The organism is Streptomyces lacaronensis (assembly GCF_047337785.1).
GTDB classification, from domain to species: Bacteria; Actinomycetota; Actinomycetes; order Streptomycetales; family Streptomycetaceae; genus Streptomyces; species Streptomyces lycopersici.
Genome location: NZ_JBLHDK010000003.1, coordinates 8,453,388 through 8,478,043, shown reverse-complemented (window position 1 = coordinate 8,478,043; position 24,656 = coordinate 8,453,388). Strand labels below are relative to the sequence as shown.

Annotated in this window: 21 protein-coding genes; 8 read left to right on the top strand and 13 right to left on the bottom strand. The window is 70.9% G+C overall.

What is annotated here, in order from left to right; genetic code table 11:
• Positions 1 to 9: 9 nt before the first annotated feature.
• From ACMTAK_RS36435 to ACMTAK_RS36425, 3 genes are all read right to left on the bottom strand, one after another.
• Entirely contained in the window at positions 10 to 1,338 is a 1,329-nt protein-coding gene (locus ACMTAK_RS36435; protein WP_413810102.1) for an MFS transporter, read from the bottom strand.
• A gap of 173 nt (positions 1,339 to 1,511) precedes the next feature.
• Complete coding sequence (locus ACMTAK_RS36430; RefSeq protein ID WP_413810101.1) at positions 1,512 to 2,390, bottom strand: polysaccharide deacetylase family protein; 879 nt, start codon at positions 2,388 to 2,390, stop codon at positions 1,512 to 1,514.
• Positions 2,383 to 3,381: an asparaginase gene (locus ACMTAK_RS36425; RefSeq protein ID WP_413810100.1), complete on the bottom strand. Its 999-nt coding sequence runs from the start codon at positions 3,379 to 3,381 to the stop codon at positions 2,383 to 2,385. The genes ACMTAK_RS36430 and ACMTAK_RS36425 overlap by 8 nt, the downstream gene beginning before the upstream one ends.
• Positions 3,382 to 3,571: 190 nt before the next feature.
• Here ACMTAK_RS36425 and ACMTAK_RS36420 point away from each other — a divergent pair, with 190 nt between their 5' ends.
• A complete protein-coding gene (locus tag ACMTAK_RS36420) occupies positions 3,572 to 4,597 on the top strand; it encodes a LacI family DNA-binding transcriptional regulator (protein WP_413810099.1) in 1,026 nt (341 codons plus the stop codon).
• A 60-nt stretch (positions 4,598 to 4,657) separates the two neighbouring features.
• Here ACMTAK_RS36420 and ACMTAK_RS36415 read toward each other — a convergent pair whose 3' ends face one another.
• The 4 genes from ACMTAK_RS36415 to ACMTAK_RS36400 all read right to left on the bottom strand — a co-directional run bounded on the left by ACMTAK_RS36415 (position 4,658) and on the right by ACMTAK_RS36400 (position 9,196).
• Positions 4,658 to 5,455 (bottom strand): SLC41A family transporter, encoded by a 798-nt coding sequence (locus tag ACMTAK_RS36415; RefSeq protein ID WP_413810098.1) that lies wholly within the window; start codon positions 5,453 to 5,455, stop codon positions 4,658 to 4,660.
• Between the two features lie 59 nt (positions 5,456 to 5,514).
• Positions 5,515 to 6,273 (bottom strand): ABC transporter permease, encoded by a 759-nt coding sequence (locus tag ACMTAK_RS36410; protein WP_413813104.1) that lies wholly within the window; start codon positions 6,271 to 6,273, stop codon positions 5,515 to 5,517.
• A gap of 273 nt (positions 6,274 to 6,546) precedes the next feature.
• Complete coding sequence (locus tag ACMTAK_RS36405) at positions 6,547 to 7,587, bottom strand: ABC transporter ATP-binding protein (RefSeq protein ID WP_413810097.1); 1,041 nt, start codon at positions 7,585 to 7,587, stop codon at positions 6,547 to 6,549.
• 295 nt (positions 7,588 to 7,882) lie between these two features.
• The gene (locus ACMTAK_RS36400) at positions 7,883 to 9,196 is read right to left on the bottom strand and encodes an NYN domain-containing protein (protein ID WP_413810096.1); all 1,314 of its coding nucleotides are present in this window, start codon (positions 9,194 to 9,196) and stop codon (positions 7,883 to 7,885) included.
• A gap of 303 nt (positions 9,197 to 9,499) precedes the next feature.
• Here ACMTAK_RS36400 and ACMTAK_RS36395 point away from each other — a divergent pair, with 303 nt between their 5' ends.
• The gene (locus ACMTAK_RS36395) at positions 9,500 to 9,679 is read left to right on the top strand and encodes a hypothetical protein (protein WP_413810095.1); all 180 of its coding nucleotides are present in this window, start codon (positions 9,500 to 9,502) and stop codon (positions 9,677 to 9,679) included.
• A 212-nt stretch (positions 9,680 to 9,891) separates the two neighbouring features.
• On the opposite strand, the gene dnaE is transcribed toward ACMTAK_RS36395, so the two are convergent.
• A complete protein-coding gene (gene dnaE, locus ACMTAK_RS36390) occupies positions 9,892 to 13,437 on the bottom strand; it encodes a DNA polymerase III subunit alpha (protein WP_413810094.1) in 3,546 nt (1,181 codons plus the stop codon).
• A gap of 214 nt (positions 13,438 to 13,651) precedes the next feature.
• On the opposite strand from dnaE, the gene ACMTAK_RS36385 reads away from it, so the two are divergent.
• The 5 genes from ACMTAK_RS36385 to ACMTAK_RS36365 all read left to right on the top strand — a co-directional run bounded on the left by ACMTAK_RS36385 (position 13,652) and on the right by ACMTAK_RS36365 (position 19,475).
• Complete coding sequence (locus ACMTAK_RS36385) at positions 13,652 to 14,977, top strand: DUF2252 domain-containing protein (RefSeq protein WP_044576934.1); 1,326 nt, start codon at positions 13,652 to 13,654, stop codon at positions 14,975 to 14,977.
• Between the two features lie 310 nt (positions 14,978 to 15,287).
• Positions 15,288 to 16,028: a thioredoxin domain-containing protein gene (locus ACMTAK_RS36380; protein WP_413810093.1), complete on the top strand. Its 741-nt coding sequence runs from the start codon at positions 15,288 to 15,290 to the stop codon at positions 16,026 to 16,028.
• Between the two features lie 64 nt (positions 16,029 to 16,092).
• Positions 16,093 to 16,794 carry a hypothetical protein gene (locus ACMTAK_RS36375; protein WP_413810092.1) on the top strand — a complete coding sequence of 234 codons (702 nt, stop codon included), beginning with the start codon at positions 16,093 to 16,095 and terminating at the stop codon, positions 16,792 to 16,794.
• Between the two features lie 63 nt (positions 16,795 to 16,857).
• Positions 16,858 to 17,685, top strand: a complete 828-nt coding sequence (locus ACMTAK_RS36370) for a thioredoxin domain-containing protein (protein ID WP_413810091.1) — start codon at positions 16,858 to 16,860, stop codon at positions 17,683 to 17,685.
• A 158-nt stretch (positions 17,686 to 17,843) separates the two neighbouring features.
• Positions 17,844 to 19,475 (top strand): alkaline phosphatase D family protein, encoded by a 1,632-nt coding sequence (locus ACMTAK_RS36365; protein WP_413810090.1) that lies wholly within the window; start codon positions 17,844 to 17,846, stop codon positions 19,473 to 19,475.
• A gap of 42 nt (positions 19,476 to 19,517) precedes the next feature.
• Here the strand turns inward: ACMTAK_RS36365 and ACMTAK_RS36360 are convergent, their stop codons facing one another.
• On the bottom strand, positions 19,518 to 20,108 hold the full coding sequence (locus tag ACMTAK_RS36360) for a dienelactone hydrolase family protein (RefSeq protein ID WP_413810089.1): 591 nt from the start codon (positions 20,106 to 20,108) through the stop codon (positions 19,518 to 19,520).
• Positions 20,109 to 20,240: 132 nt separating this feature from the next.
• Here ACMTAK_RS36360 and ACMTAK_RS36355 point away from each other — a divergent pair, with 132 nt between their 5' ends.
• A complete protein-coding gene (locus ACMTAK_RS36355) occupies positions 20,241 to 21,380 on the top strand; it encodes a mechanosensitive ion channel family protein (RefSeq protein WP_413813103.1) in 1,140 nt (379 codons plus the stop codon).
• A gap of 16 nt (positions 21,381 to 21,396) precedes the next feature.
• Here the strand turns inward: ACMTAK_RS36355 and ACMTAK_RS36350 are convergent, their stop codons facing one another.
• The 4 genes from ACMTAK_RS36350 to ACMTAK_RS36335 all read right to left on the bottom strand — a co-directional run bounded on the left by ACMTAK_RS36350 (position 21,397) and on the right by ACMTAK_RS36335 (position 24,291).
• Positions 21,397 to 21,861: a GNAT family N-acetyltransferase gene (locus ACMTAK_RS36350; RefSeq protein WP_413810088.1), complete on the bottom strand. Its 465-nt coding sequence runs from the start codon at positions 21,859 to 21,861 to the stop codon at positions 21,397 to 21,399.
• Positions 21,858 to 22,799, bottom strand: coding sequence for an RluA family pseudouridine synthase (locus ACMTAK_RS36345; protein ID WP_020872084.1), 942 nt, complete (start codon positions 22,797 to 22,799; stop codon positions 21,858 to 21,860). The genes ACMTAK_RS36350 and ACMTAK_RS36345 overlap by 4 nt, the downstream gene beginning before the upstream one ends.
• Before the next feature lie 93 nt (positions 22,800 to 22,892).
• Positions 22,893 to 23,480, bottom strand: a complete 588-nt coding sequence (lspA, locus tag ACMTAK_RS36340) for a signal peptidase II (protein ID WP_020872083.1) — start codon at positions 23,478 to 23,480, stop codon at positions 22,893 to 22,895.
• 70 nt (positions 23,481 to 23,550) lie between these two features.
• Complete coding sequence (locus tag ACMTAK_RS36335; RefSeq protein WP_413810087.1) at positions 23,551 to 24,291, bottom strand: TraR/DksA family transcriptional regulator; 741 nt, start codon at positions 24,289 to 24,291, stop codon at positions 23,551 to 23,553.
• Positions 24,292 to 24,656: the final 365 nt, after the last annotated feature.

Here is a 24,656-nt window from a genome sequence, read left to right as displayed (position 1 = left end):
CCGATGGTTTCAGGCTTCGACGGTGTCGACGCGCCGGGCGGCGAACATCACGAAGCCGGACAGAAAGGTGCCGACCGCCCCGACGAGCAGCGCGGTGCGATCCCAGTGGGCGCCGGAGGCGAGCATCGCGGTGGCGATCGCCCCGGCGGCGATGGCCCCGGGCTGGCTGAACGCGTTGATGAACGAGGTGCCGGTGGCCCGGCAGCGGGTGTCGTAGCACTCGCCCATGTAGAAGAGCATCGCGGCGTACGGGCCGACCAGGAAGAACATCCCCAGGGAGTAGAGCACCACCACGGCGACGGTGCCGTGGGCGACGGTCAGCATGAGGGCGAAGAGCACGCCCGAGAGGATCCAGCCACAGGCGATCACATTGCGGCGTCCGAAACGGTCACCGGCCCAGCCGTGGAAGAGATAGCCGGCGAAGGCCACGGCGTTGATGATGATGAAGAGCACCAGGGAGTTGGCGAAGCTGACACCCTTCGCCTTGGTGAGCACCGTGGTGCCCAGGACGCTGAAGGTCTGGATGCCGAACCAGTTGGCCAGCCAGGCGAAGCTGAGCACCAGGGTGTTGCGCCGGGCGCGGCCGCGGAAGATCTCCAGCAGCGGTGCGGAGGACCCCTCGTCCACTCCGTACTCCGCCGCGACCCGCCGTGCCTCGTCCGCCTTGCCCTCCCGGCGCAGCCGACGCAGCCGTTGCTCCAGTTCGAACTGCGGGGTCTCCGGCAGTCCGCGGCGCAGCAGGGCGATGACGACGGCGGGGAAGGTGGCCAGCAGGAAGCAGCCGCGCCAGCCGACGAGCGGGAGGAACACGGCGACGAACGCCGCGGCCACGAGCGTGCCGGTCGGCCAGCCGGCCTGCACCAGGCTGTAGACGAAGCCGCGGCGCTTCTTGATCGCCTCGTCCTCGGTGACGGCGTATATCTCGTTGAGGTAGGTGGTGTTGACGGACTGTTCGGACAGCCCGATGCCGCCCAGGGAGCGGACACCGACCAGATACCCGGCGTTCACGGTTCCCGCCGACGCGGCCGATGCCAGGGCGGTGCCCGAGACGGTGAGGATCATGCCCTTACGGCGGCCGAGCCGGTCGACGAGCGGGCCGACCCCGAGGACCACGATGGCCGTTCCGGCGGAGATCAGGGTGGAGACCAGCGCCGCTCGTTCCTCGCTCCAGCCGAAGCGGTCGGAGATCTCCGGCAACAGGGTGCCGAAGAGGATGTAGTCGTAAACGGCGAAGACCCATGCGAAGAACGCGATGGCCGTCGCCTTGCGGGTGGGCCGCACCCCGATGCGCGGCAATCTGCGGGTGGGCGCGACGGGGTCGGAGGAGACTGTGGTCATGACGGGTGCCCCTTGTCGGAAGCGGGGGATCGCCGCGCCGTCGCGGCGAGGGGAACGAAGATGCTTCGGCCGGGGGTGGGGCCGGGGCCCGGCGGCATGAAACCTGTCGCCCGGGAAAGGGCCGCGCCACGCACGGGATGACCGCGCTGGGGGCGGGACGGAGAACGGGTTGATCAGGCGCGGGGGAAACGAGCCTTGAAGTCGGTGGCGATGTCGTCGAAGGTCGACCAGCGCACGCCCTCGTGGCCGCCGATGTACTCGATGAGCCGCTCCAGCATCAGCAGCGTCTGAGGCCTGCCGGAGACATCGGGGTGGATCGTCATGGTGAAGGCCGCGTAGTCCATCTCCCGGTACACCCAGTCGAACTGGTCGCGCCAGGTCTGCTCCAGTTCGCGCGGGGAGACGAAACCGTGACTGTTGGCGCTGGCCTTGACGAACATCATGGGCGGCAGATCGTCGAGGTACCAGTTGGCCGGGATCTCGACCAGTCCGGACTCCTGACCGCGCACCAGCGGTTTCATCCACTCCTCGGCCGGGCGCGAGTAGTCGATCTTCGTCCAGCTGTCGCCCACCCGGACGTAATAGGGCGTGAAGTCGTTGTGCATCAGCGAGTGGTCGTAGGTGATACCGCGCTCGATCAGCAACTCGTTGGTCACCGGCGAGAACTCCCACCAGGGGGCGACATAACCGGTCGGGCGGCGCCCGGAGACCTTCTCGATCAGATCGATGCCGCGGTCCAGGATGGCGCTCTCCTGGGCCCGGGTCATCGCGATCGGGTTCTCGTGGGAGTAGCCGTGGGCGCCGATCTCATGGCCCGCGTCGACCACCTGCCGGGTCTGATCGGGGAAGGTCTCCAGGGAGTGGCCGGGGATGAACCAGGTGGTGCGCAGCTCCTTGCGCTCGAACAGCCGGAGCAGCCGTGGCACCCCGACCTCCCCGGCGAACAACCCGCGGGAGATGTCACAGGGCGAGTCCTCGCCGCCGTAGGAGCCCAGCCAGCCGGCCACCGCGTCCACATCGACGCCGAATGCCACAAAGATCTCTTTAGCCATGGGTGTTCCTCTCCAGTGAATCGTTGAATTCGGCCCGCACCCGCTCCGGATCGCCGAAGACGCCGAGCAGGGCGATGAGCAGGACCCGCGCCTGGGAGGGGCGCAGGGTTCCGGTGGGGACGGCCCCGGCCCGCACCAGATCCGCGCCGCCGCCGTTTCCGTAGAGCCCGGCCACGGGGCCCGCGTGTACCCGGGTGGACAGCGCGACGACGACGCCGGACGCGGTGAGCCGGGCGACCTCCGCTGCGACCTCCGGGTTGGCGTTGCCCGCCCCGGTGGCTTCGAGCACCACCCCGCGGGCGCCCGCGTCGGTCACCGCGCGCAACGCCCGGACATCGCATCCGGGGTAGCAGGCCACGATGTCGGCGCGGATCCCATCGGGGCGGAAGGCGCCGAGGTCCAGCGGTTTGGGGCGCACCGGCACCGCCGAGATCCGCACCTCGCCGTCGCCGACCCGCCCCAGCGGGCCGCCGTCGGGTGCGGCGAACGCGGCGGGCGCCGTGGTGTGCGCCTTACGGGTGCCACGGGCGGGGTAGACCTGGCCGTCGAAACAGACCAGCACCCCCAGGTCGCGGGCGGCGACGGCGTCCGCGACCGCGATCGCGTCCGCCAGATTGCGCGGGCCGTCGCCGTCCGGGGCGTCCGCCGGGCGCATCGCCCCGGTGAACACCACGGGCCGGGGGTCGCCGTGAAAGAGATCCACCAGATAGGCGGTCTCCTCCAGGCTGTCGGTGCCGTGGGTGACGACGGCCCCGGCCACCGACTCGTCGGCCAGCGCCTCGCGGACGGCCAGGGCGACGCCGTGCATATCGGCCGGGGTCAGCAGATAGCTGCCCAGGCAGAACACGTCCCTCGCCTCGATCGCCACCCCCGGCGGCCACGGGAGCCGCTCCAACAGGGCGTCCGCGGGCTCGGCGGCGAGCCTGGTGCCATGGGCGTCCTGCCGCGTGGCAATGGTTCCGCCCGTCGACAGCACGACGATCCTGCGCACCCTGCCTCCTCATCAATGACGCGAAACCGATCTCATATGGCTCGATCTCGCACCCAAACGTTTGGGCCAATCGTTTGGGTAGAATGTGGGTCACCGGCAGCAGGTGTCAAGGGGCCCGCTGTTACCATCGCGTCAACTGGCCGCAACCGAGGTCCGGCTGCGGCGGCGGTACAAGCGGAGGCCGAGCGGAGTGGGTACGCAGCGATCACGACCGGTCACCCTGCGCACCATCGCCGATCAGCTGGGCCTCCATGTCTCGACCGTCTCGCGGGTGCTGCACGCCAAACCGGACGAAAGCCTGCGCGCCGCCTCGACCAGCACGGTCGAGCGCATCCGCCGCCTCGCCGACGAGCTCGGCTATCAGCCCAACCCGCACGCCACGAGCCTGCGCACCCGGCGCAGCAACCTGGTGGGCGTGCTGGTGCCCCGGCTGTCCGACATGGTGCTGGCCACGATCTATGAGGGCATCGAGGAGGCCGCCGCCGAGCACGGACTGTCCACGTTCGTCGCCAACACCGGCGACCGCCCCGAGGCACAGCGCACCCGCACCAATATGGTCATCGGACGGCGCGTCGACGGCATGATCTTCGGCGACGCGTATGTGGACGGGCGATTCCTGGACGAGGTGGCCGACCGCGGCATTCCGTTCGTCCTGGTCAGCCGCACCGCCGGGGCCCATCCCTCGGTGACCTGCGACGACTATCTCGGCGGGCGGCTGGTGGCCGAGCATCTGCTGGAGCTGGGCCACCGCGATGTCGCCGTCGTCGCGGGCGAGCCGTACGCCAGCACCGGTATCGACCGCACCGCGGGCCTGGTGGACCGCTACCGGGAGGCGGGGCTGTCCGTTCCGGCGGACCGCATCGCCCAGTCCCGCTTCGACGTCTCCGGCGGCCACGCCGCGACGGCGCGGCTGCTGGACACACAAAGCCCGCCGACTGCCATCTTCGCGGTCAACGACTTCGCGGCCATCGGCGCGATAGGCGCGCTGCGCAACCAGGGGCTGCGGGCGGGGGACGACGTGGCCGTCGTGGGCTTCAACGACACGCCGCTGGCCGCGGAGTTGCCGGTGCCGCTGACGACGGTGCGGTCACCCATGCTCGACATGGGGCGCGAGGGGCTGCGGACGCTGCTGCGGCTGCTGGAGGGCGAGGCCGTGGAGTCCAAGCGGCTACGCCCCGAACTCATCGTCCGCGCGTCCAGCGTCCCGTCTCCCTGAGCCGGGAGGGGCGGCGGACCGGGCCCGCGCACACCGGGCCCGGCAGGAGACGCGCTCCGGTCAGCGCGCTCCCGGCGTCGCCGGGGGCGGCAAGGCGGGCTCCGGGTCCCTCGGGCCGAAGAGCCCGGTCAGCGCCAGGTGGATCACCATCGCCGCCACCGACCACGCCAGCAGCGCACCCTTGGCGCCCAGCTTGAGCGGCCCGTCGAAGGTGACGCCCTTACCGGCCGCCTTGGCATGCGCCACGACGTCCGAGGTGGGCCCCAGCCATACGCCCAGCCGCCACGCGATCACCGAGGCGAGCACCCCGCCGATCGCCAGCCCGACGACCAGCGCGATACCGCCGTGGCGGAAGAACAGAAAGACGATGATGGCCGAGACGGCCCCGAAGGCGAGCCCGAGCAGCGTGAACATCCCGTCCGCGCCGACCGCGTCCTCCCCTTCCGAGTTCTTCAGATAGACGGCGGAACCGTCCGAGACCAGGGGAACCTTCGGCGCCAACCACAGCCACAGCAGCCCGAGAAGCACCCCCGCGACAGCCACCGCGATGGCGACCAGCGACGCCTGCACCAGTTCGGCACGCAATTCGGGCCCGGGCTCGGAGTGCTCGGAGTGCTCGGAGAACTCGGCGTGCTCGTCGGAGTGCTCAGGGTGCTCGGCGTGCTCGGCGTGCTCGGCGGAGTGCTCAGGGTGCTCGGCGTGCTCCGGATGCCCCGAAGCCTGCCCCGGGTGCGCGGGATACCCGGTGGGGTACGGCGCAGCGGAGTCCCCGGCAGGCTGCTCGGGGGACGGCGGCCGGCCCTCGGCGGGCCCGTCGTGCGGCGAGTGCTGATCATGTGGCGTCAACGGTGCGGTCACCCCGTCATCGTGCCAGGCGGATGGCGTACTTCGGTCGGCGGGACGTTCGCTGCGGCGCGTCACCGCACCGCCGCCCGCCGATAGGCCCAGGTCGCGGCGGCGAGGGACACCACGGCCACCCCGGCGCACACCCCGAGGTCGGCGCAGACCACCCACCAGTCGGGCTGCCCGTCGAAGGACCGGGTCAGGGCCTCCACACCGTACGTCGACGGCAGCAGATCGCGCGCGTACGACACCACCTGCGGCATCCGGGCCGCCGGCAGCACGCCGAGCAGCAGCGCGGCGGACATCCCCAACTGCCCGCACAGCGTGGCGAGTTCCTGGCGCGGGGCGAGCAGCCCCAACGCGGCGCCGAGTCCGGCGAGAGCGGCGCCGGACAGGGGGATCACGGCGAGGAGGATCCACAGATTGGTCATGGGCAGCTGGAAGAGCACACTGCCCATCACCGCCGTGACGGCGGTCCCGGGCACGGTGAAGGAGGCGTACGCGGCGGCCGCCCCGAGCACCACGGCCGAGGGCGGCACCGGCAGGGTCGCGTAGTGGTCGAGCCCGCCGCTGGCCCGCAGCTGGCCGAAGTACTGCGCGAGCAGGTTGAGCGCCACGAAGGCGACGACCAGCACGCTCGACCCGGCCACCACCGACCGCGCCTCGCTTCCGCCGTCCACCACCCCACGCATAAGGATCATGATCCCGATGGACTGGAAGGTGGCCACGAAGAGCAGCGGGATGCGGGCCACCCGGGCCCGTGAGAGCTGGGCGCGGTAGACCGCGACGAGCGCGGGGAAGAGCCGCGCCCGGGCCGCCAGCGGCGCGGGCATGTCACCGGCCTCACCGGCGTCCCCGGACGCCCCCGAGGCATCGGAGACACCGGACGCACTGGAGGCACCGGACGCACCGGAGGCACCGGACGCACCGGAGGCACCGGGCAGCCCAGCAGACGCACCGGACACACCAGGCACACCAGCGGTACCGGACACACCGGATACACCGGACACGGCGGGCATGACACTCACGTTGTGCTGCTCCTCTTCGCCTCTTACGGCTCGAATACGGTCACGGTCACCGACGCGTTCACCGGCTCGCCCCGGCGGTCACGTCTTCACCAGCCCCTCCGCGCCCTCCGCACGGCCCCCCAGGGCGAGGTACACATCCTCCAGGCTCGGCGTGGCCAAGGTGAAATCGTCCAGCGCGGCGAAGGCGGGGCCGCCGGTCACGGTGGCGATGGCGGCGCGGGCGTCGTCCGGCGGCAGCCGGAGCGTCCAGCGCCGCCCGGAGGCGCCGCCGGCGACCAGGGCCGCCTCGGCGGATTTCCACAGGGCGGCGACCTCGGGCACCTCCAGCGGCGGCTCGGTGCGCCACACCAGCTCCAGCCGCACCTCGTCGGCCACCAGCGCCTTGAGCCCGGCGGGCGTGTCGCAGGCGATGACCCGGCCGCGGTCCAGCACGGCGACCCGGTCCAGCACCGTCTCCGCCTCGATCACATTGTGGGTGACCAGGACCACCGTCACCCCCCGCTCGGCCCGCCGCCGGTCCACGGCCGCCCATACGGCGCGCCGGGCGACGGGGTCCATCCCGCTGGTGGGCTCGTCCAGCACCAGCAGCGGCCGCTCTCCCACCAGCGCGGCGGCGACGCAGGCGAGCCGCCGCTGGCCCCCGGAAAGCTTCTTCAGCGGGCGCCCGGCGACCTCGCCGAGCCCCAGCTCCTCGATCACCGCGTCGCGCTCGGCGCGGGCCGCGCGGGTCTCCAGGCCGCGCAGCCGCGCGGTGGTCTCGGCGGCGAGGCCGACGGTCAGCTCGTCCAGCGCGGTCGAGTCCTGGCCGAGATAGCCGAGCAGCCGGGCGGCCCGCTCGGGATGGCGTACCAGATCGTGGCCGAGCACCCGCACCTGGCCTTCGTCGGGCCGCAGCAGGCCGGTGAGCTGCCGTACCAGGGTCGACTTGCCGGCGCCGTTGGGGCCGAGCAGCCCGAAGACCTCGCCGCGCACCACATCGAGGTCGATGCCGTCGCTGGCCCGGACGGCGGGCGTGGCGGGCGCCCCGCGTCGGCCGCGCGCCGCGGGATAGGTCTTGACCAGGCCGCGCACGGTGCACACCACATCGCCACTCGTCGCCTGTTTCGCGCCCGTCCTCACGAGCTATGAGGGTACGCGCCCAAACACCCGCTCCCGTCCCCGGGGCCCTCGGGCCGCGGTCCGCGGGGCGGGGCCGGACCGCGGCCTGCGGGGTGTCCGGCGAGTCTTCCCCCTCCCCGCCCCTTCCCGATACCAGGGACTCCGCCCCTGGACCCCGGGCCCGGGGCGGAGCCCTGGCCGCACGGCGGGAGCCGCATATCGATGCTGCGAGAAGGAGCGGAGCCCCGGTTTCGGGGTCTGGGGCCGAGCCCCGGTTTCGGGGAGGGGAGCAGCGCGCCGCAGGCGTCGATGCCCCCTAGCCGCCGGTCTGGGCGTGCTCCGCCGCCGAGCGGAGGTCGATCTCGCGCCAGAAGCCCGCCCGGATCGCATAGCGGTCGTGCTCGTCGATCTGGTCGTCCTTGTGCGCCAGCAGCCCGAAGCGGGCCGCGTAGCGCAGCAGTTCACCGTCGATGCGGTGCGGGATGCGGGGGTACTCCGTGGAAAGCTGCTGGAGGTGGCCCGAATCGGCGAGCCGGTCGGTCCAGCGGCGGGCGAAGACCTGGCCGACCTCGAACGGGTCACCGCTGACCGCGGTGATGTCCTCCTCGCGGTCGGCCCAGCGCTGCTCGGCGCTGGTGAGCTGGGCCAGCATGGGGAGGTTGGCGGTCTCCGGCGGCTCCCCCACCCCGGAGCCGGGGCCCCGGTCGATCCAGCCCTTGTCGGAGGACCAGCGCAGCGTGGCACTGGCCGGCTGCCGGTCCGCCTGGCCGCCGGGCCCGGCCGGGCCGCGGCCGAGGTCGGCGAGATCCTTGGGGGTGGGTACGCCCTTGGCCGCGGCCCCTGCCGCGACGTCCGCGCCCGCCTCGGCGGCCGCGGCGGCGGAACGGCCGGGGGCGGCGGCCGGGCCGGTCACATCGGTACCGGGCCGGGCGGCGCCGTTGCGGCCGGGGGCCGCCTCCGCCCCGCCGGGCGACGCCGCCGCAGCGGCAGCGGCGGCCGTGGCGGTCTCCGGCAGCGGGGCGGAGAGAATGGCCGCGATCTCCGGGCGCGGCTCGGAGACGGGCGCACAGGGCCCGGGAAGCTCCTTGGCGCGCACCGCCCGGGTGATCCAGGCGCGGTCCAGGACGCGCCGCTCATCGGCCTCGGCCACGAGATCCTCGGACTGGTTGTAGTCGCCGTCGGCGGCCTGCACCGCCCAGAGGTGGACGGCGACGCCGTGCTCCTTGGCCGACATCAGCCCGGGCAGCAGATCCCCGTCGCCGGTGACGAGGACGATGTCGGAACAGGCCCGATTGCGGGCGAGCTCGGTGAGCTCGGCGTGCATGGCGGCGTCCACGCCCTTCTGGGCCCAGCGGCCGTCGCTGCGGGTGAGCGCGCCGAGCCGCACGGTCACCCGTGGCATCACGCGCAGCCGCCGGTGCTCGGGCTGGGGTACGCGGTCGGGGGCGCCGTCGAACCAGTAGATCCGCAGCAGCGGGCGCTCGGTCTCGGCCTCGGCCCGCTCCCGCAGGCCCTGGATGAGGGTCGCGTGGTCAACGGAAATACGCGATCGGGCGGGCTCCCCGGCCAGCAGGCTCGCGGCGGCGCCCAGCAGGTACCCGGCGTCCACCAGGACGACGCAGCGGTCCACGTTCCACCCTCTTCCCTGACGAATCCAGTCCTCGGTCGCCCCCCGCGCACAGCCGTCCCCGGATGTGGTCTTTCGGCTTTCCTTCGAGTCTGCCCGACCGTACGGGGGTTATCAGTCCGAACTGGATCACCGGCGTGGCGGATACGGCTTACCCGCCAAGACCCCCCTTCTCACTCACCGTAATTGCCCGAAATGCACGGGTCACTGCGGCATGTCACTGTTCTTCCCGAAGGGCTTCTTCCCAAGGGCATCTCCCGGAGGGCCCTTCACCGGGGGGCTGATCCCAACTGGAGGAACACCACCATGGGCAAGAACAAGAACCGCGATCGCAAGCAGCAGCAGGAGCGGCGTCAGGAGCGCGGCATGGCCGACCGCCCCGCCGACCAGCAGCCCTCGATGGACGCGCAGTCGCAGGCGATGCGGTCGGAGGGCAGCCCCTCGACGCCGCGCAAGGACCGGCAGAAGAGCTTCGGCCACAACTGACGCACCGCGCACCGGCGCTGGGCCACCGCGGTGGCAGGCCGTGTGACATGGCCACCAGGGGCGCGCCCGACACGGGCGCGCCCCTTGCGCGTTCTCGACGGGCCGCTCTTTCGTCTTTCGTCAGGGCCGGGCGGACATTGCCTTCGTCAGGACCGGACGGACAGTGCCTTCGTCAAAGCCGGGCGGCCGCGGCTTTCGTGAGGGCCGGGCGGTCACCCGGCCAGGCAGGACGCCCCCAACAGCACCTTGAGATCCCCGAAGAGCGCCGGGTCGGCGGTGACGCGGTGCCGGTCGAGCCGCAGCACGGTGGTCTTCCGCGCCCCCTGGAGCTTGATCCGCACCTCGGTGGAGCCGCGGTGGTGGGTGAGCACCTCACCCAGCTTCTCGACCAGCGGCGGGGTGACCTTGACCGTGGGAATGGTGATCGTCACGGGCGCGTTGGCGCCCGCCTCGGACAGATCGGGGACCATCAGCTCCATGGCGACCAGCCGGGGCACGTCCTCGCGCTTGTCCAGCCGCCCCTTGACGAAGACGACCACGTCCTCGATCAGCTGGGTGGAGACCAGCTGATAGGTCGCCGGGAAGAACATGCACTCGATGGAGCCGGCCAGGTCTTCCACGGTGGCGATGGCCCAGGCGTTGCCCTGTTTGGTCATCTTGCGCTGGAGACCGGAGATGATGCCGCCGATGGTGACGATCGCGCCGTCCGCGTGCTCACCGCCGGTGAGCGCGGAGATCGCGGCATCCGCCTTCTCGTTCAGCACATGCTCGATGCCGAACAGCGGATGGTCGGAGACATACAGGCCCAGCATCTCCCGCTCCTGGGCCAGCAGATAGGTCTTGTCCCATTCGACGTCCGCGAACTCGACGTCGAGCCCGAAGCCCGGCCCGTCGCCCTCCCCGCTGTCGCCGCCCATGCCGCCGAAGAGGTCGAACTGCCCCTCGGCCTCCTTGCGCTTCACCGCGACCACATTGTCGATCAGGGCTTCGTAGTGCGCCGTGAGCCCCTTACGGGTGTGGCCCATCTCGTCGAAGGCGCCCGCCTTGATCAGCGATTCGGTGGTGCGCTTGTTGCAGACGACCGCCTCGACCTTGTCCAGGTAGTCCGGGAACGAGGTGTACTTCCCCTTGGCCTTACGGCCGCGGATGATCGCCTCCACCACGTTCTGACCGACGTTACGGACCGCCGTGAGACCGAAGAGGATCACATCATCACCCTGGGCGGTGAAGTTGGCCTCGGACTCATTGACGTTCGGCGGCAGCACCTTGATACCCATGCGGCGGCATTCGTTCAGATAGACCGCCGACTTGTCCTTGTCGTCGCGGACCGAGGTGAGCAGCGCCGCCATGTACTCGGCGGGGTAGTTGGCCTTGAGGTACGCGGTCCAGTAGGTGACCAGGCCGTACGCGGAGGAGTGCGCCTTGTTGAACGCGTATCCGGCGAACGGGACCAGGACGTCCCACACCGCCTGGATGGCCTCGTCGGAGTAGCCGCGCTCACGGCAGCCCTTCTGGAAGGGCACGAACTCCTTGTCGAGGACCTCCTGCTTCTTCTTGCCCATCGCGCGGCGCAGCAGGTCGGCCTGTCCGAGCGAGTAGCCCGCGAGCACCTGGGCGGCCTTCTGCACCTGCTCCTGGTACACGATGAGGCCGTAGGTGATGCCCAGGACCTCCTTGAGCGGCTCCTCCAGCTCGGGGTGGATCGGGGTGATCTCCTGCTGGCCGTTCTTCCGCAGCGCGTAGTTGATGTGCGAGTTCATGCCCATCGGGCCCGGCCGGTAGAGGGCCGAGACGGCGGAAATGTCCTCGAAGTGGTCGGGCTTCATCATGCGCAGCAGGGAGCGCATGGGGCCGCCGTCGAACTGGAAGACGCCCAGGGTGTCACCGCGGCAGAGCAGTTCGAAGGTCTTGGGGTCGTCCAGGGACAGATCGAGCATCTTCAGGTCGACGCCCTTGTTGGCGCGCACCATCTTGACGGCGTCGTCCATGATGGTGAGGTTGCGCAGCCCCAGGAAGTCCATCTTCAGCAGGCCGAGCGACTCACAGGTGGGGTAGTCCCACTGGGTCACGACCTGGCCGTCGTTCTTCGGCGAGAAGACGGGCACATGGTCGGTGACCGTCTCGCTGGACATGATCACGCCGGCCGCGTGCACGCCCATCTGCCGGACCAGGCCCTCGATTCCGCGCGCGGTGTCGATGACCTTCTTCACATCCGGCTCGTTCTCGTACATCCCGCGCACCTCGCCCGCCTCGCTGTAGCGGGGGTGCTTCTCGTCGGTGATCCCGGAGAGCGGGATGCCCTTGCCGAGGACGTCGGCGGGCATGGCCTTGGTGATGCGATCGCCCATCGCGTACGGATAGCCGAGCACCCGGGCGGAGTCCTTGATGGCGTTCTTGGCCTTGATGGTGCCGTACGTGCCGATCTGGGCGACCTTGTCGGCGCCGTACTTCTCGGTCACGTACCGGATGACCTCACCGCGCCGACGCTCGTCGAAGTCGATGTCGACATCGGGCATGGACACACGCTCGGGGTTGAGGAACCGCTCGAAGATCAGCCCGTGCTCGACCGGGTCGAGGTCGGTGATGCCCATCGCGTACGAGACGATCGAACCGGCCGCGGAACCTCGGCCGGGGCCGACCGCGATGCCGTTGTTCTTGGCCCACATGATGAAGTCGGCGACCACCAGGAAGTAGCCCGGGAACCCCATCTGGATGATGACGTCCATCTCGTACTCGGCCAGCTTCTGACGGTCCTCGGGGACGCCGCCGGGGAAGCGGCGGGCCATCCCCTTGCGGACCTCCTCCTGGAACCAGGTGACCTCGGTGTACCCCTCGGGCACGTCGAACCGCGGCATCAGGTCGCGCTTTTCGAACCAGCCGTTGTTGTCGATCTGCTCGGCCACCAGGAGGGTGTTGCGGCACCCCTCCTGCCAGGCGTCCGAGGAGTCGATGGCGTACATCTCGTCGGTCGACTTGAGGTAATAGCCGGTGCCGTCGAAGCGGAAGCGGTCCGGGTCGGAGAGGTTCTTGCCGGTCTGGACGCACAGCAGCGCGTCGTGCGCCACGGACTCGCGGGAGTAGGTGTAGTGCGAGTCATTGGTGACCAGCGGCGGGATGTCCAGCTTCTTGCCGATCTCCAGCAGCCCGTCCCGGACCCGGCGCTCGATCTCGATGCCGTGGTCCATCAGCTCCAGGAAGTACCGCTCCCTGCCGAAGATGTCCTGGTACTCGGAGGCGGCCTTGAGGGCCTCGTCGAACTGGCCGAGCCGCAGCCGGGTCTGGAGCTCGCCCGAGGGGCAGCCGGTGGAGGCGATCAGGCCCTCGGACCACTGGGCGATGGTCTCCTTGTCCATCCGCGGCCACTTGACGAAGTAACCCTCCATATAGGCGTCCGAGGAGAGCCGGAAGAGGTTGTGCAGACCGGTCTTGTTCGACGCCCAGATGGTCTTGTGGGTGTAACCACCGGAACCGGAGACGTCATCGCGCTTCTGGTGCGGCTGGCCCCACTGGACACGCCGCTTGTAGCGCCGCGACTCGGGGGCCACATACGCCTCGATGCCGATGATCGGGGTGATCCCCGCACTCGTCGCCTGCTGATAGAAGTCGTACGCGCCGTGGAGGTTGCCATGGTCGGTCATGGCGATGTGGGTCATGCCCATCTCATTGCACGCGTTGAACATGTCCTTGAGCCGCGCCGCACCGTCCAGCAGCGAGTACTGGGTATGGACATGCAGGTGCGTGAAGGGCGGCTTGGTCACGGTGGAAGACCTCCGGCGAACAATCGATGACGGCAGGGCGAGACAGCTCCGAAGGTTACCCCTCCGCACTGACAAGGGCCGGGCACTCGCGAGTAGCCTCAGGCGTTGATCCCGACGGGTCATCCGGTCCTCCCGCGCACCCGGCGAGACGGAACATACCCTGTCGTATCTGCCCCACCGATCATCTCTCTCATGCCCCAGGAGGCGTTCCGCGATGTCGACCCAGCAGACCCAGGCGGAGCAGCGCGGCGAGCACATCCTCGCCGTATTCGACACCGCCTTCGGCGAGCTGCTCGCCGCCGACCCGGCCGCCTTCCGCGTCAAGTTCCGGAAGATGGCCGCCTCGGCGTTCGCGTTCTACCGCGGTACCGCCTGCCTGTTCTATTCCGATGTGGAGCGGGAGCGCTCCGGCGGGCCGTACCTGGACGACCGCACCAGCCGGGTGTGGATCCACGGCGACCTCCACGCCGAGAACTTCGGCACCTACATGGACGCCAACGGCCGACTGATCTTCAATGTGAACGACTTCGACGAGGCGTACGTCGGCCCCTTCACCTGGGACCTCAAGCGCTTCGCCGCCTCCGTGGCGCTCATCGGCTACACCAAGGCGCTCAGCGACGAGAAGATCACCGAGCTGGTGCGGACGTACGCCGGCGCCTACCGCGAGCGCGTCCACGCCCTGGCCACCGGCGCCAAGAACGACGAGGTGCCGCCCTTCACCCTGGAGACCGCGGAGGGCCCGCTGCTGGACGCGCTGCGTGACGCCCGCTCGCTGACCCGCTTCGGGCTGCTGGACTCGATGACCGAGATCCGCGACTTCGAGCGCCGCTTCGCGGCCGGCGGCGGGTCCATCGAGCTGGACGCGGCCACCCGCTACAAGGTCCTGGCCGCCTTCGACGGCTATCTGGAGACGCTCCCCGAGTCCAGTCTCTCGCGCCCGGACTCCTACCGCGTCAAGGACGTGGTGGGCCGCCGGGGTATCGGCATCGGCAGCGCCGGGCTCCCCTCGTACAACATCCTTCTGGAGGGCAACAGCGACGCCCTGGAGAACGATGTGGTGATCTACATGAAGCAGGGGCAGACCCCGGCGGTCTCCCGGCACATCACCGATGAGCAGGTGCGGTCGTACTTCCACCACGAGGGCCACCGCACGGTGATCTCCCAGCGCGCGCTCCAGGCCCACGCCGACCCGTGGCTGGGCTGGACCGAGCTGGACGGGGCGGGGCAGCTGGTCGCCGAGGTGTCGCCGTACGCGGTGGACCTGGACTGGTCCGACATCGACGACCCGGCCGAGATCGCGGCCGTCGTGGCCGACCTGGGCCGGGCCACGGCCACCATGCACGCGGCCGCGGACGACCAGAGCGGCCACTCGCTGGTGCCGTTCTCCACCGAGCGGGCCATCGACGCGGTGATCGCCGCCGACGAGGACGGCTTCGCCGAGCTCCTGGTGGACTTCGCGCACTCCTACGGTGCGCGCGCCCGCGCCGACCACCAGATCTTCGTGGACCTCTTCCGCAACGGCCGCATCCCCGGCCTCTGATCGCCTCCCCCGTGGGGCGCCCGTCCCCCGGGACCGTTGATCGTCCCCCGGCCATGGCCGGGGTGCGCTCGCCCCCCTATGGTTGTCTCTCATGTGGCCTGGACAGCAGCCGCCGGGGGGCGAGCGAGACCCGCAGCAGAATCCGTATCAGCAGCCGGGTCATCCGCCGCCCCCGGATCAGCCTCCGGGCCTCCCGCCCGTTCCCCCGCCGCCTCAGGGTCCGCCGCCGGGCCCGGATGGCGGGCCTTGGGGCGGCGCTCCCGCACCGGCGGACCGGCAGCGCAATGGCGGCCTTACGGCCGTCATCGCGGTGGCGGCCGCCGCCGCGGTGGTCGCGGGCGTCCTCGTGTTCACGGATGACGACCAGGGCTCCCGGGTCGGCGCGTCGGACGATGTCGTCCAGGGCCCGCCCGGCTCGGGCGGTTCCGGTGGCTCACAGGGCCCGGGAAACCTCGTCACGCCCGCCCACAGCTCCGGGCCGAGCGGTACCACCGTGGTGATCGGCGAGGCCGGTGCCGAGCACACCCTCGACGTCTACGAGGATCTGCGCTGCCCGCCGTGCGCCTCCTTCGACCAGGCGGTCGGGCCGACCATCGCCAAGGACATCAAGGCCGGCAAGTACAAGGTCTCGTTCCACTTCGCCGCCATCCTCGACAAGAGCATGGGCGGCAGCGGCTCCGCGAACGCCCTGAGCGCCCTCGGGGCGGCGCTGGACGTGAGCACCGACACCTTCCTCGACTACAAGGCCGCCCTGATGTCGCCGAAGAACCACCCCGAGGAGAGCAAGGACTCCTACGCCGACGACGACCAGCTGCTGACCGTCTCCCAGGAGGTGTACGCGCTCAAGACGAACGCCTCCTTCCGGGAGGCTCTGCGCGAGGGCACCTACGACCCCTGGGCGAAGAAGGTGATCGCCGACTTCGACGCCTCCGGGGTGAGCGGCACCCCCACCGTCAAGCTCGACGGCTCCCAGCTGACCGGCAGCGGCGGCTCCACCCCCGCGACCGCGACGGAGTTCACGGAAGCGGTGAACAAGCAGCTCAAGGGGTGAACCAGCAGGTCAGGCGGGTAGTCGGCCGCCGGGCCGATTCTTCACATGGTCCCTACAGCCGTTCATGGCAGAATTCGAAGTCATGGACGGCACCGGACCGCAGCTGAGGGCAGTGCGCGCGGCGCTCTTCACGGCGCTGTGCGTCACGCTGTCCTCGGCTTCGCATGTCCTGCTGTCGCGGGCCCCGCTGCCGCTCGGCACCGTCTCCGCGCTCGCGGTGGCCGTCTTCGCCGCCGCGTACGCCCTCGCGGGCCGGGAGCGGGGCTTCTGGTCCATAGCGGCCCTGATGATCCCCCTGGAGCTGGCCGCCGACACGATCTTCACCACCGGCCAGCAGGCGTGTTACGGACAGTCCGGCGGCCCGGTGGCGGGCTCCCTGCGCTCCATGGGGGTCACCGTGCTGTGTGGCGGGGGCGACCTCGGCGGTCCGCTGCCCGGGGTCTCCCAGAACGGCGTCGCCACCCCGCTGGCGGCCGCCGTGAGCTCCGCCACCCCCTGGCTGCTGCTCGCCGCGCATATCGCGGTGGGTCTGATCGCCTCGGCCTGGCTGCGGCGCGGCGAGGCCGCCCTGAGCCGTCTGCTGGCCTCCGTGGCCGCCTTCGCCTTCCGGCCGCTGCTGCTGGCCGTCGCGGTCCACGCGGCGGCCTCGCTGCCCCACCGCCGGGCCCCGCGGCCCGTGCGGCCGGTGCGCCCGGCACCGGCTCTCCCTCTCCTCGTGCACTCCGTGGTGCGTCGTGGACCGCCCCGCTCGGCCACTGCTGCCTGAGCACAGCGCTCCACACCCCCGTACGCATCACTGACGACGCACACCCACGGAGATCGAACCATCATGAGCAATCGCAACAGCCAGCAGAACAAGCAGGCCGCGCGCGAGCGGCTGCGCGCCGAGCGCGAGCGCCAGGCCAAGAAGGACCGGATGCGGCGCCAGCTGTTCGTCGGCGGCGCGGTCGTCGCGGTCCTCGCGATAGCCGGCGGCATCGGCTACGCCGTCACCAACATGAACTCCGACGACGCCAACCAGAAGTGGCGGGCGGCGGCCGAGAAGAAGACGTTCGCCAAGCCCGCCAACGCCACCGGCCCCCAGGGCACGACGGTCGTCATCGGCGACAAGAAGGCCAAGAACACCCTGCACGTCTACGAGGACATGCGCTGCCCGGTCTGTGCCCAGTTCGAGAAGTACACCGGCCCGACCGTGCTCAAGGACATCAAGGACGGCACCTACAAGGCGCAGTTCACCATGGGCACCTTCCTCGACGACAACAAGCAGCAGCCCGGCGCCGGCTCGAAGAACGCGCTGAGCGCGCTCGGCGCGGCCCTCGACGTCAGCCCGCAGGCGTTCCTGGACTACAAGGAGGCGCTGTACGCGCCGAAGAACCACCCGGAGGAGACCGATGACGCCTTCGCGAACGACCAGAAGCTGATCGACGTCGCCCAGCAGGTCAAGGAGCTGAAGGGCAACACGGCCTTCGAGAAGGCCGTGAAGAACGGCACCTACGACCGGTGGGCGCTGGCCATGTCCAAGACGTTCAACGACACCAAGGACGTCACCGGCACCCCGTCCTTCAAGCTGAACGGGAAGAAGCTGCAGGTGGGCGACAACCCGCCGATGACCCCGGACCAGTTCACCCCGCTCGTCAAGCAGGAGCTGAAGAGGTAGCGCCCGGCCCATCCCGGCCGGTTCGGCGGGCGCGCCCCAGGGCGCGCCCGCCGACGGCGTTATGGCCCGATGCCGCCTGTGACCTGGCGGCGACGGGTAGGCGAACATCTCCCAAGCCCCCTGTCCCAGCGGGCTACTTGTCAGTAATCTCCTCGGCCGTGACCGACCTCCACATATCGCGCCGAAGCGCCGTCACGGCCGCGGCGGCCGCCGCCGCCCTGCTGCCCCTCGTCCCGGGCCCCACCGCCACCGCCGCCTCCGGGCCCGCCTTCCTGCACGGCGTCGCCTCGGGCGACCCGCTGCCCGACGGGATCCTGCTGTGGACCCGTATCACGCCCGCCCCCGACGCCGTGCCCGGCTCGGGGCTCGGCCCCGCCGTCGAGGTGACCTGGGAGGTCGCCGAGGACCGGGACTTCCGCTCGGTCGTCGCCCGCGGCGCCGTCAAGGCCGCCGCCGACACCGACCACACCGTCAAGGCCGATGTGCGCGGGCTGCGGCCCGCCACCGGCTACTTCTACCGCTTCGGCGCGGAGGGCGGCGTCCGCTCCCCCGTGGGGCGTACCCGCACCGCCCCCGCGCACGACGCGGCGACCGAGGGAGTGCGCTTCGGCGTGGTCTCCTGCGCCAACTGGGAGGCGGGCTGGTTCTCCCCGTACCGCCATCTGGCCGCCCGCACCGACCTGGACGCGGTACTCCATCTGGGCGACTACATCTACGAGTACCAGAGCGGTGAATACCCGGAGGCCAGGTACGTCGTCCGCCCGCACGCCCCCACCCACGAGATCGTCACGCTCGCCGACTACCGCGTCCGGCACGGGAACTACAAGACCGACCCCGACGCCCAGGCGCTGCACGCCGCGCTCCCCCTGATCGCGATCTGGGACGACCACGAGTTCGCCAACGACGCCTGGTCCGGCGGGGCGGAGAACCACACGCCCGGCACCGAGGGGGCATGGGCCCAGCGGGTGGCCGCCGCCAAGCAGGCGTACTTCGAGTGGATGCCGGTGCGCCCCTCGACCCAGGGCACCACCTACCGGCGGCTGCGCTACGGCAGCCTCGCCGATCTCCACCTGCTCGATCTGCGCTCGTTCCGCTCCCAGCAGGCGGCCACCGGCAGCGGGGACGTGGACGACCCGGAGCGCACCCTGACCGGGCGCGCCCAGCTCGACTGGCTGAAGTCGGGCCTGACCGCCTCGGACACCACCTGGCGACTGGTGGGCAACTCGGTAATGATCTCACCGGTCGCCTTCGGGGCCCTTCCCGCCGAGTTGCTGGGCCCGCTGGCCGAGCTGCTGGGGCTGCCCAAGGGCGGGCTGGCCATCAACACCGACCAGTGGGACGGCTATACGGACGACCGGCGCGAGCTGCTCGCCCACCTCACCGACCACGGGATCGGCAATACGGTCTTCCTCACCGGTGACATCCATATGGCGTGGGCCAACGACGTACCGGTGAAGGCCGCCACCTATCCGCTCTCCCGGTCGGCCGCGACCGAGTTCGTGGTCACCTCGGTGACCTCGGACAACCTCGACGACCTGCTGCATGTGGCGCCGCAGACGGTGTCCCTGGCGGCGGCCGCCGCGATCAGGGCCGCCAACCGCCATGTGAAGTGGGTGGACATGGACTCGCACGGCTACGGCGTGCTCGATGTCACCCCGCGGCGGGCCCAGATGGACTACTACACCGTCTCCGACCGGACCGATCCGCACGCCACGAGCGCCTGGACGCGGTCGTACCGCACCCAGGCGGGCAGCCAGCGGGTCGAGCGCGCCGACGCGCCCGTGCGTTAGAGACTCACCCGTACGTCAAAAGCCCGCTCGCGTGTCAAAGGCTCAGAGGCCCGCCAGGAAGCCGAGCGCCACCCGCCAGGTGGCCTCGGCGGCCTCCTTGTCGTAGTCCGGCAGCTCGGGGTCGGTGAAGATGTGCCCGGCCCCGCCGTAGCGGAAGACCTCCACATCGGCACCGGCCCGCCGCATCCGCAGATACCAGGCGTTGAGCCAGTCGTGCGGCTCGAACGGGTCGGGGTCGGCCACATGGAGCTGCACCGGCAGGTCGTCGGCCGCGGCGTCGTCGGCGATGTCCGAGGTGCCGTGCAGCAGGAGCAGTCCGCGCGCCTTGTCGTCGGCCAGCGCCAGGTTCTGCGCGAGGGAGCCACCGAGCGAGAACCCGGCGTAGACCAGCCCGCGGTCCGAGTACGGGGCGGCGGCGGTGACGGCCCGTTTCAGCAACTCGTCCCGGCCGATCCGCTCCTTGATCACCATGCCGTCCTCGACGGTCTCGGCGGTCTCCCCCTCGTACAGGTCCGGCACCACCACCTCATGCCCGGCCGCGCGCAGCCGGTCGGCCGCCTCGTGCACGGCGGGCCGCAGCCCGTACGCGGAGTGGAACAGCACAATCGTCGAGGTATCGGCCACCGCCGTCACTTTCCTTCCCGTTTCACATTCCGTGGATCGGCCCCTCCTATCGTGCCAGTCACAGTCTGAGGACACCGGATCCGGGGAAGGCGGCACAGGACACCCTGGTGTCTCCCCTGGGGAAGGATGAGGTAGGTGTCCATGGAGGACGTGCTGCGTCCGCTCATCGTCATCGGCGGCTCACTGGCCATCACGCTGTTCATCGGCTGGGCCGTCGACTGGGTGCTGCGGAGGGTCGACGCCCGGCATCCCGAGACCCCCCTGTGGGACCATCTGCGCCGCTGCCGGCTCCCTCTCCAGGTGACCGTGTGCACGGCGTTGCTGAGCGGTTCGTACGACAAGACGGATGCGAGGGTCGTCCAGGAGCACGGGTCGGCGATCGGCCAGTTGCTCGCGCTGGTGCTCATCGCGGCCACGGCGTGGCTCATCGTGCGGGTCTCCTCGGCCGTGGTGGAGTCCTCCTACTTCCGCTATGCCTCCTCCAGCGCGCACGACCCCGCGCGGGTGCGCCGGGTGCGTACCCAGGTGACGCTGATCCAGCGGGTGGTGGCCGCGATCGTCGGCGTGGTGGCGGCCTCCGCCATGCTGCTGACCTTCCCGACGATGCGCACGGTCGGCACCTCCATGCTGGCCTCCGCCGGGATCCTCGGTGTGGTCGCCGGTGTGGCCGCCCAGTCCACGCTGGGGAACCTCTTCGCGGGGCTCCAGATCGCCTTCGGCGACATGGTGCGGATCGGCGACACGGTGGTCGTGGACGGCGAGTGGGGCACGGTCGAGGAGATCACGCTGACCTTCCTGTCCGTACGGACCTGGGACGAGCGCCGGATCACCATGCCGGTGTCGTACTTCACCAACAAGCCGTTCGAGAACTGGTCACGCGGCGGCACCCAGAAGGTGGCCACGGTCTTCTTCCACCTGGACCACACCGCGCCGATCGAGGAGATGCGGGAGCACCTGCGCGAGATCGTGAGGAAGTCCCCGGCCTGGGACGGCCGGGACTGGAACCTGGTGGTGACGGACACCACCCCGAGCACCATCATGGTGCGGGCGCTCATCACGGCGCGGGACCCGGACGACGCGTGGACCGTGCGCTGTGAGGTGCGCGAGAAGATGATCATCTGGCTGCGGGACGCCCATCCGTACGCCCTGCCGCGCATCGCCACCGCCCCGGCCGCGCAGGCCCCGCAGGCGCTGCTGGAGAGCGAGCGCCGCCGTGAGCGCCACGATCACTTCGCCCGCTTCGAGGACGGGCTGCGCAAGGACGCCCGGCACCCACGGTGAGCCCGGCGGCCCGCCGCTACAGCGACCGTCGCATCGCCCGGTGCGGGATGCCGCTGCCCTCGTCGAACTCGGGCCCGAACGCCTCGTAGCCCAGCCGCTCGTAGAAGCCGAGCGCATGGGTCTGGGACTCCAGATAGACCTCGGCCAGACCGCGCCGGTGGGCCTCCGCCTCGACGGCCCGGACCAGGTCGGCCCCCAGCCCCGTGCCCCGCGCCGCGCGGACCACCGCGAGGCGGCCGAGCACGGCGGTGGTGGCGCCGTCGACACCGGCGCGGCCGTACTTCTTGTCCGCGGCCGCGCCGTGCAGGAAGCGGGCGGTGCCCACCGGGCGGCCCCCGTCGTCGGTGGCCAGGAGGTGGACGGCGTGCGCGTCGTACGCGTCCATCTCCTCCTCCTCGGGGATCCGCTGCTCCACCACGAAGACCTCGCGGCGGACCGCGAAGCAGCCGGAGAGGTCCCCGTCGGTCACGACCTCGATCACGCGCTCTCCGCCTTCACGATGTCCAGCGCCCCGCGCAGATCGTCCGGGTATACGCTTTCGAACTCGACCCATCCGCCGTGCGCGGGGTGCTCGAAGCCGAGCCGCACGGCGTGCAGCCACTGCCGGGTCAGCTTCAGCCGCTTGGCGAGCGTCGGGTCCGCGCCGTAGGTGAGGTCGCCGACGCAGGGGTGGCGGTGGGCCGCCATGTGCACCCGGATCTGGTGGGTGCGGCCGGTCTCCAGCTTGATGTCGAGGAGGCTGGCGGCGCGGAACGCCTCGATGAGGTCGTAGTGGGTGACGCTCGGCTTGCCGTCCGCGGTCACCGCCCACTTGTAGTCGTGCTGGGGATGACGGCCGATCGGGGCGTCGATGGTGCCGCTCAGCGGGTCCGGGTGGCCCTGGACCAGCGCGTGGTAGCGCTTGTCCACGGTGCGCTCGCGGAACTGCTGCTTGAGCACGGAGTACGCGAGCTCGGACTTGGCGACGACCATCAGCCCGGAGGTGCCGACGTCCAGCCGGTGCACGATCCCCTGGCGCTCGGCGGCGCCCGAGGTGGAGACGCGGAAACCGGCGGCGGCGAGCCCGCCGATCACGGTGGGGCCGCTCCAGCCGGGGCTGGGGTGGGCGGCGACGCCGACCGGCTTGGAGACGACCACGATGTCCTCGTCGTCGTGCACGATGTCCATGCCCTCGACGGGCTCGGCGACGATCCGCACCGGCGGCGCGGCCTGCGGCATCTCGACCTCGAGCCAGGCACCCCCGGAGACCCGGTCGGACTTCCCGGCGACACTGCCGTCGAGCTGCACCTTTCCGGCCGCGGCCAGCTCGGCAGCCTTGGTCCGGGAAAAACCGAACATGCGGGCGATCGCGGCATCGACGCGCTCGCCCTCCAGACCGTCCGGTACGGGCAGGGTGCGGATCTCGGGAATCGTACTCACCCGACGAGTATGCCGGACCGGGAGCACCGGTTCGTACGCCCGTCGGATACGGCCGCCCCGCCCCTTCCAGGGCCGGACCGGTGTCGGCCCCGGTCAGTCCTTGTGGACCGTGCCGTCCGGGTCCAGACCGCGGAAGGACAGGATCACGATCAGGAAGCCACCGCACACGATGGCCGAGTCGGCGAGGTTGAAGACCGCGAAGTGGGAGGGCGCGATGAAGTCGACGACCGCCCCCTGGAAATCCCCGGGCGCCCGGAAGATCCGGTCGGTGAGATTGCCGAAGGCGCCGCCGAGCAGCAGTCCGAGCGCGATGGCCCAGGGCAGGCTGTGGAGCTTGCGGGCCAGCCGCGCGATCACCACGATGACGCCGACCGCGATCACCGTGAAGACGATGGTCATGGCCTCGCCGAAGCCGAACGCGGCCCCCCGGTTGCGGATCACCTCGAACTGCAGCCAGGTGCCGATCACCTCGACCGGAGCGTGGTGCTCCAGCTTCGCGACCACGGCCAGCTTGCTGGTCAGGTCGATCAGATAGGCCAGCGCCGCGACCGCGAGGAGCACCCCGACACGCCGCTTCCCCCTGCCCGCCGCGGCCTCACCGGATCCGGCGGCGCTGGTCCCGGCGCCTCCCTCCGCCTTCCCCGCGTCCGGCGTACCGATGGCCTGCTCCGCCTCTGTCACGTGAGTCCCTCAACCTCGTGAGTCTGTCTCCCCCTGTGAGGGACGAGGGTACGGCACACGCGTACGGGCGTCAGCGCCGCTCCTGGCGCTGCTTGCACTCAACACACAGCGTGGCCCGGGGGAACGCCTGCATCCGCGCCTTGCCGATCGGATTGCCACAGCTCTCGCACAGCCCGTACGTCCCGGTGTCCAGCCGCTCCAGGGCGCGCTCGGTCTGGAGCAGCATCTCGCGGGCGTTTCCGGTCAGGGCCATCTCATGCTCGCGGGTGATGTTCTTGGTGCCGGTGTCGGCCTGGTCGTCGCCCGCGCCGTCGCCGGAATCGCGCATCAGCCCGGTGATCGCCTCCTCGGAGGCGAGGATCTCGGTGCGCAGCCGGCCGGCCTCGGCCAGCAGCCCGGCGCGCGCCTCGTCCACCTCCCCGGCCGACCAGGGGTCCTCGCCCGGGCGGACCGCGAGCTCGCCGGGGTCGACGGGGGCGCCCGCCGCACGGGCCTTGGGCAGGGGCGGCGCGGTCGTCGTGGCCTTCTTGCCGGTCGGCGCACCACCCGAGGTCTTCTTCGCAACCACTTTCCTGGCTCCCGTCTTCTTCGCGGGCACCGCCTTGTCGGCGGGCGCGGCCTTCTTGGCTGGCGTCTCCGACTTCTTCTTCGGTGCGCTCTTCCTCGCCGCCTTGGCGGCGCCTTGCGCGGCGGCCCTGCCGGGTGCCGCGGTCTCGTTGACGGCCTTCTTGCCCGAGGCGCTCTTCTTGCCGGGTGCGGCCTTCGTCGCCTTCGCCGTGCTCTTCTGCACGGTGGTCTTTCTCGCCACCATGGCCGCGGCCCCTTCACATATTGTGATCTTGCGCGCGAATCGTTCCGGAACGATAAATCGACTCCGAGCGGGCGGCAACGGGGCACGCCGCCCGATTCGCCCGGCTTGCCCGTACGACAACCCGGTCTCCACCGTTGTGCCCCACTCCGCCTCCGGTAATCCGTCCGGGATGCGATACCCGGGGGTGACCCAGCGTGACTGTCCTGATCGCGGCCCCCGGCGTCCGGCCATTCGGGCCAGTCCCCGGACCCGGGCGTCCCCCACTCGGCGCAGCGCCTTATTCGGTCGGCCCCGGGCTCCCCGGCCCCGTACACTGGGGCGCAGCGAAAGACGTGGATGGGGACGAGTAGCGTCGTAGGCGGCCC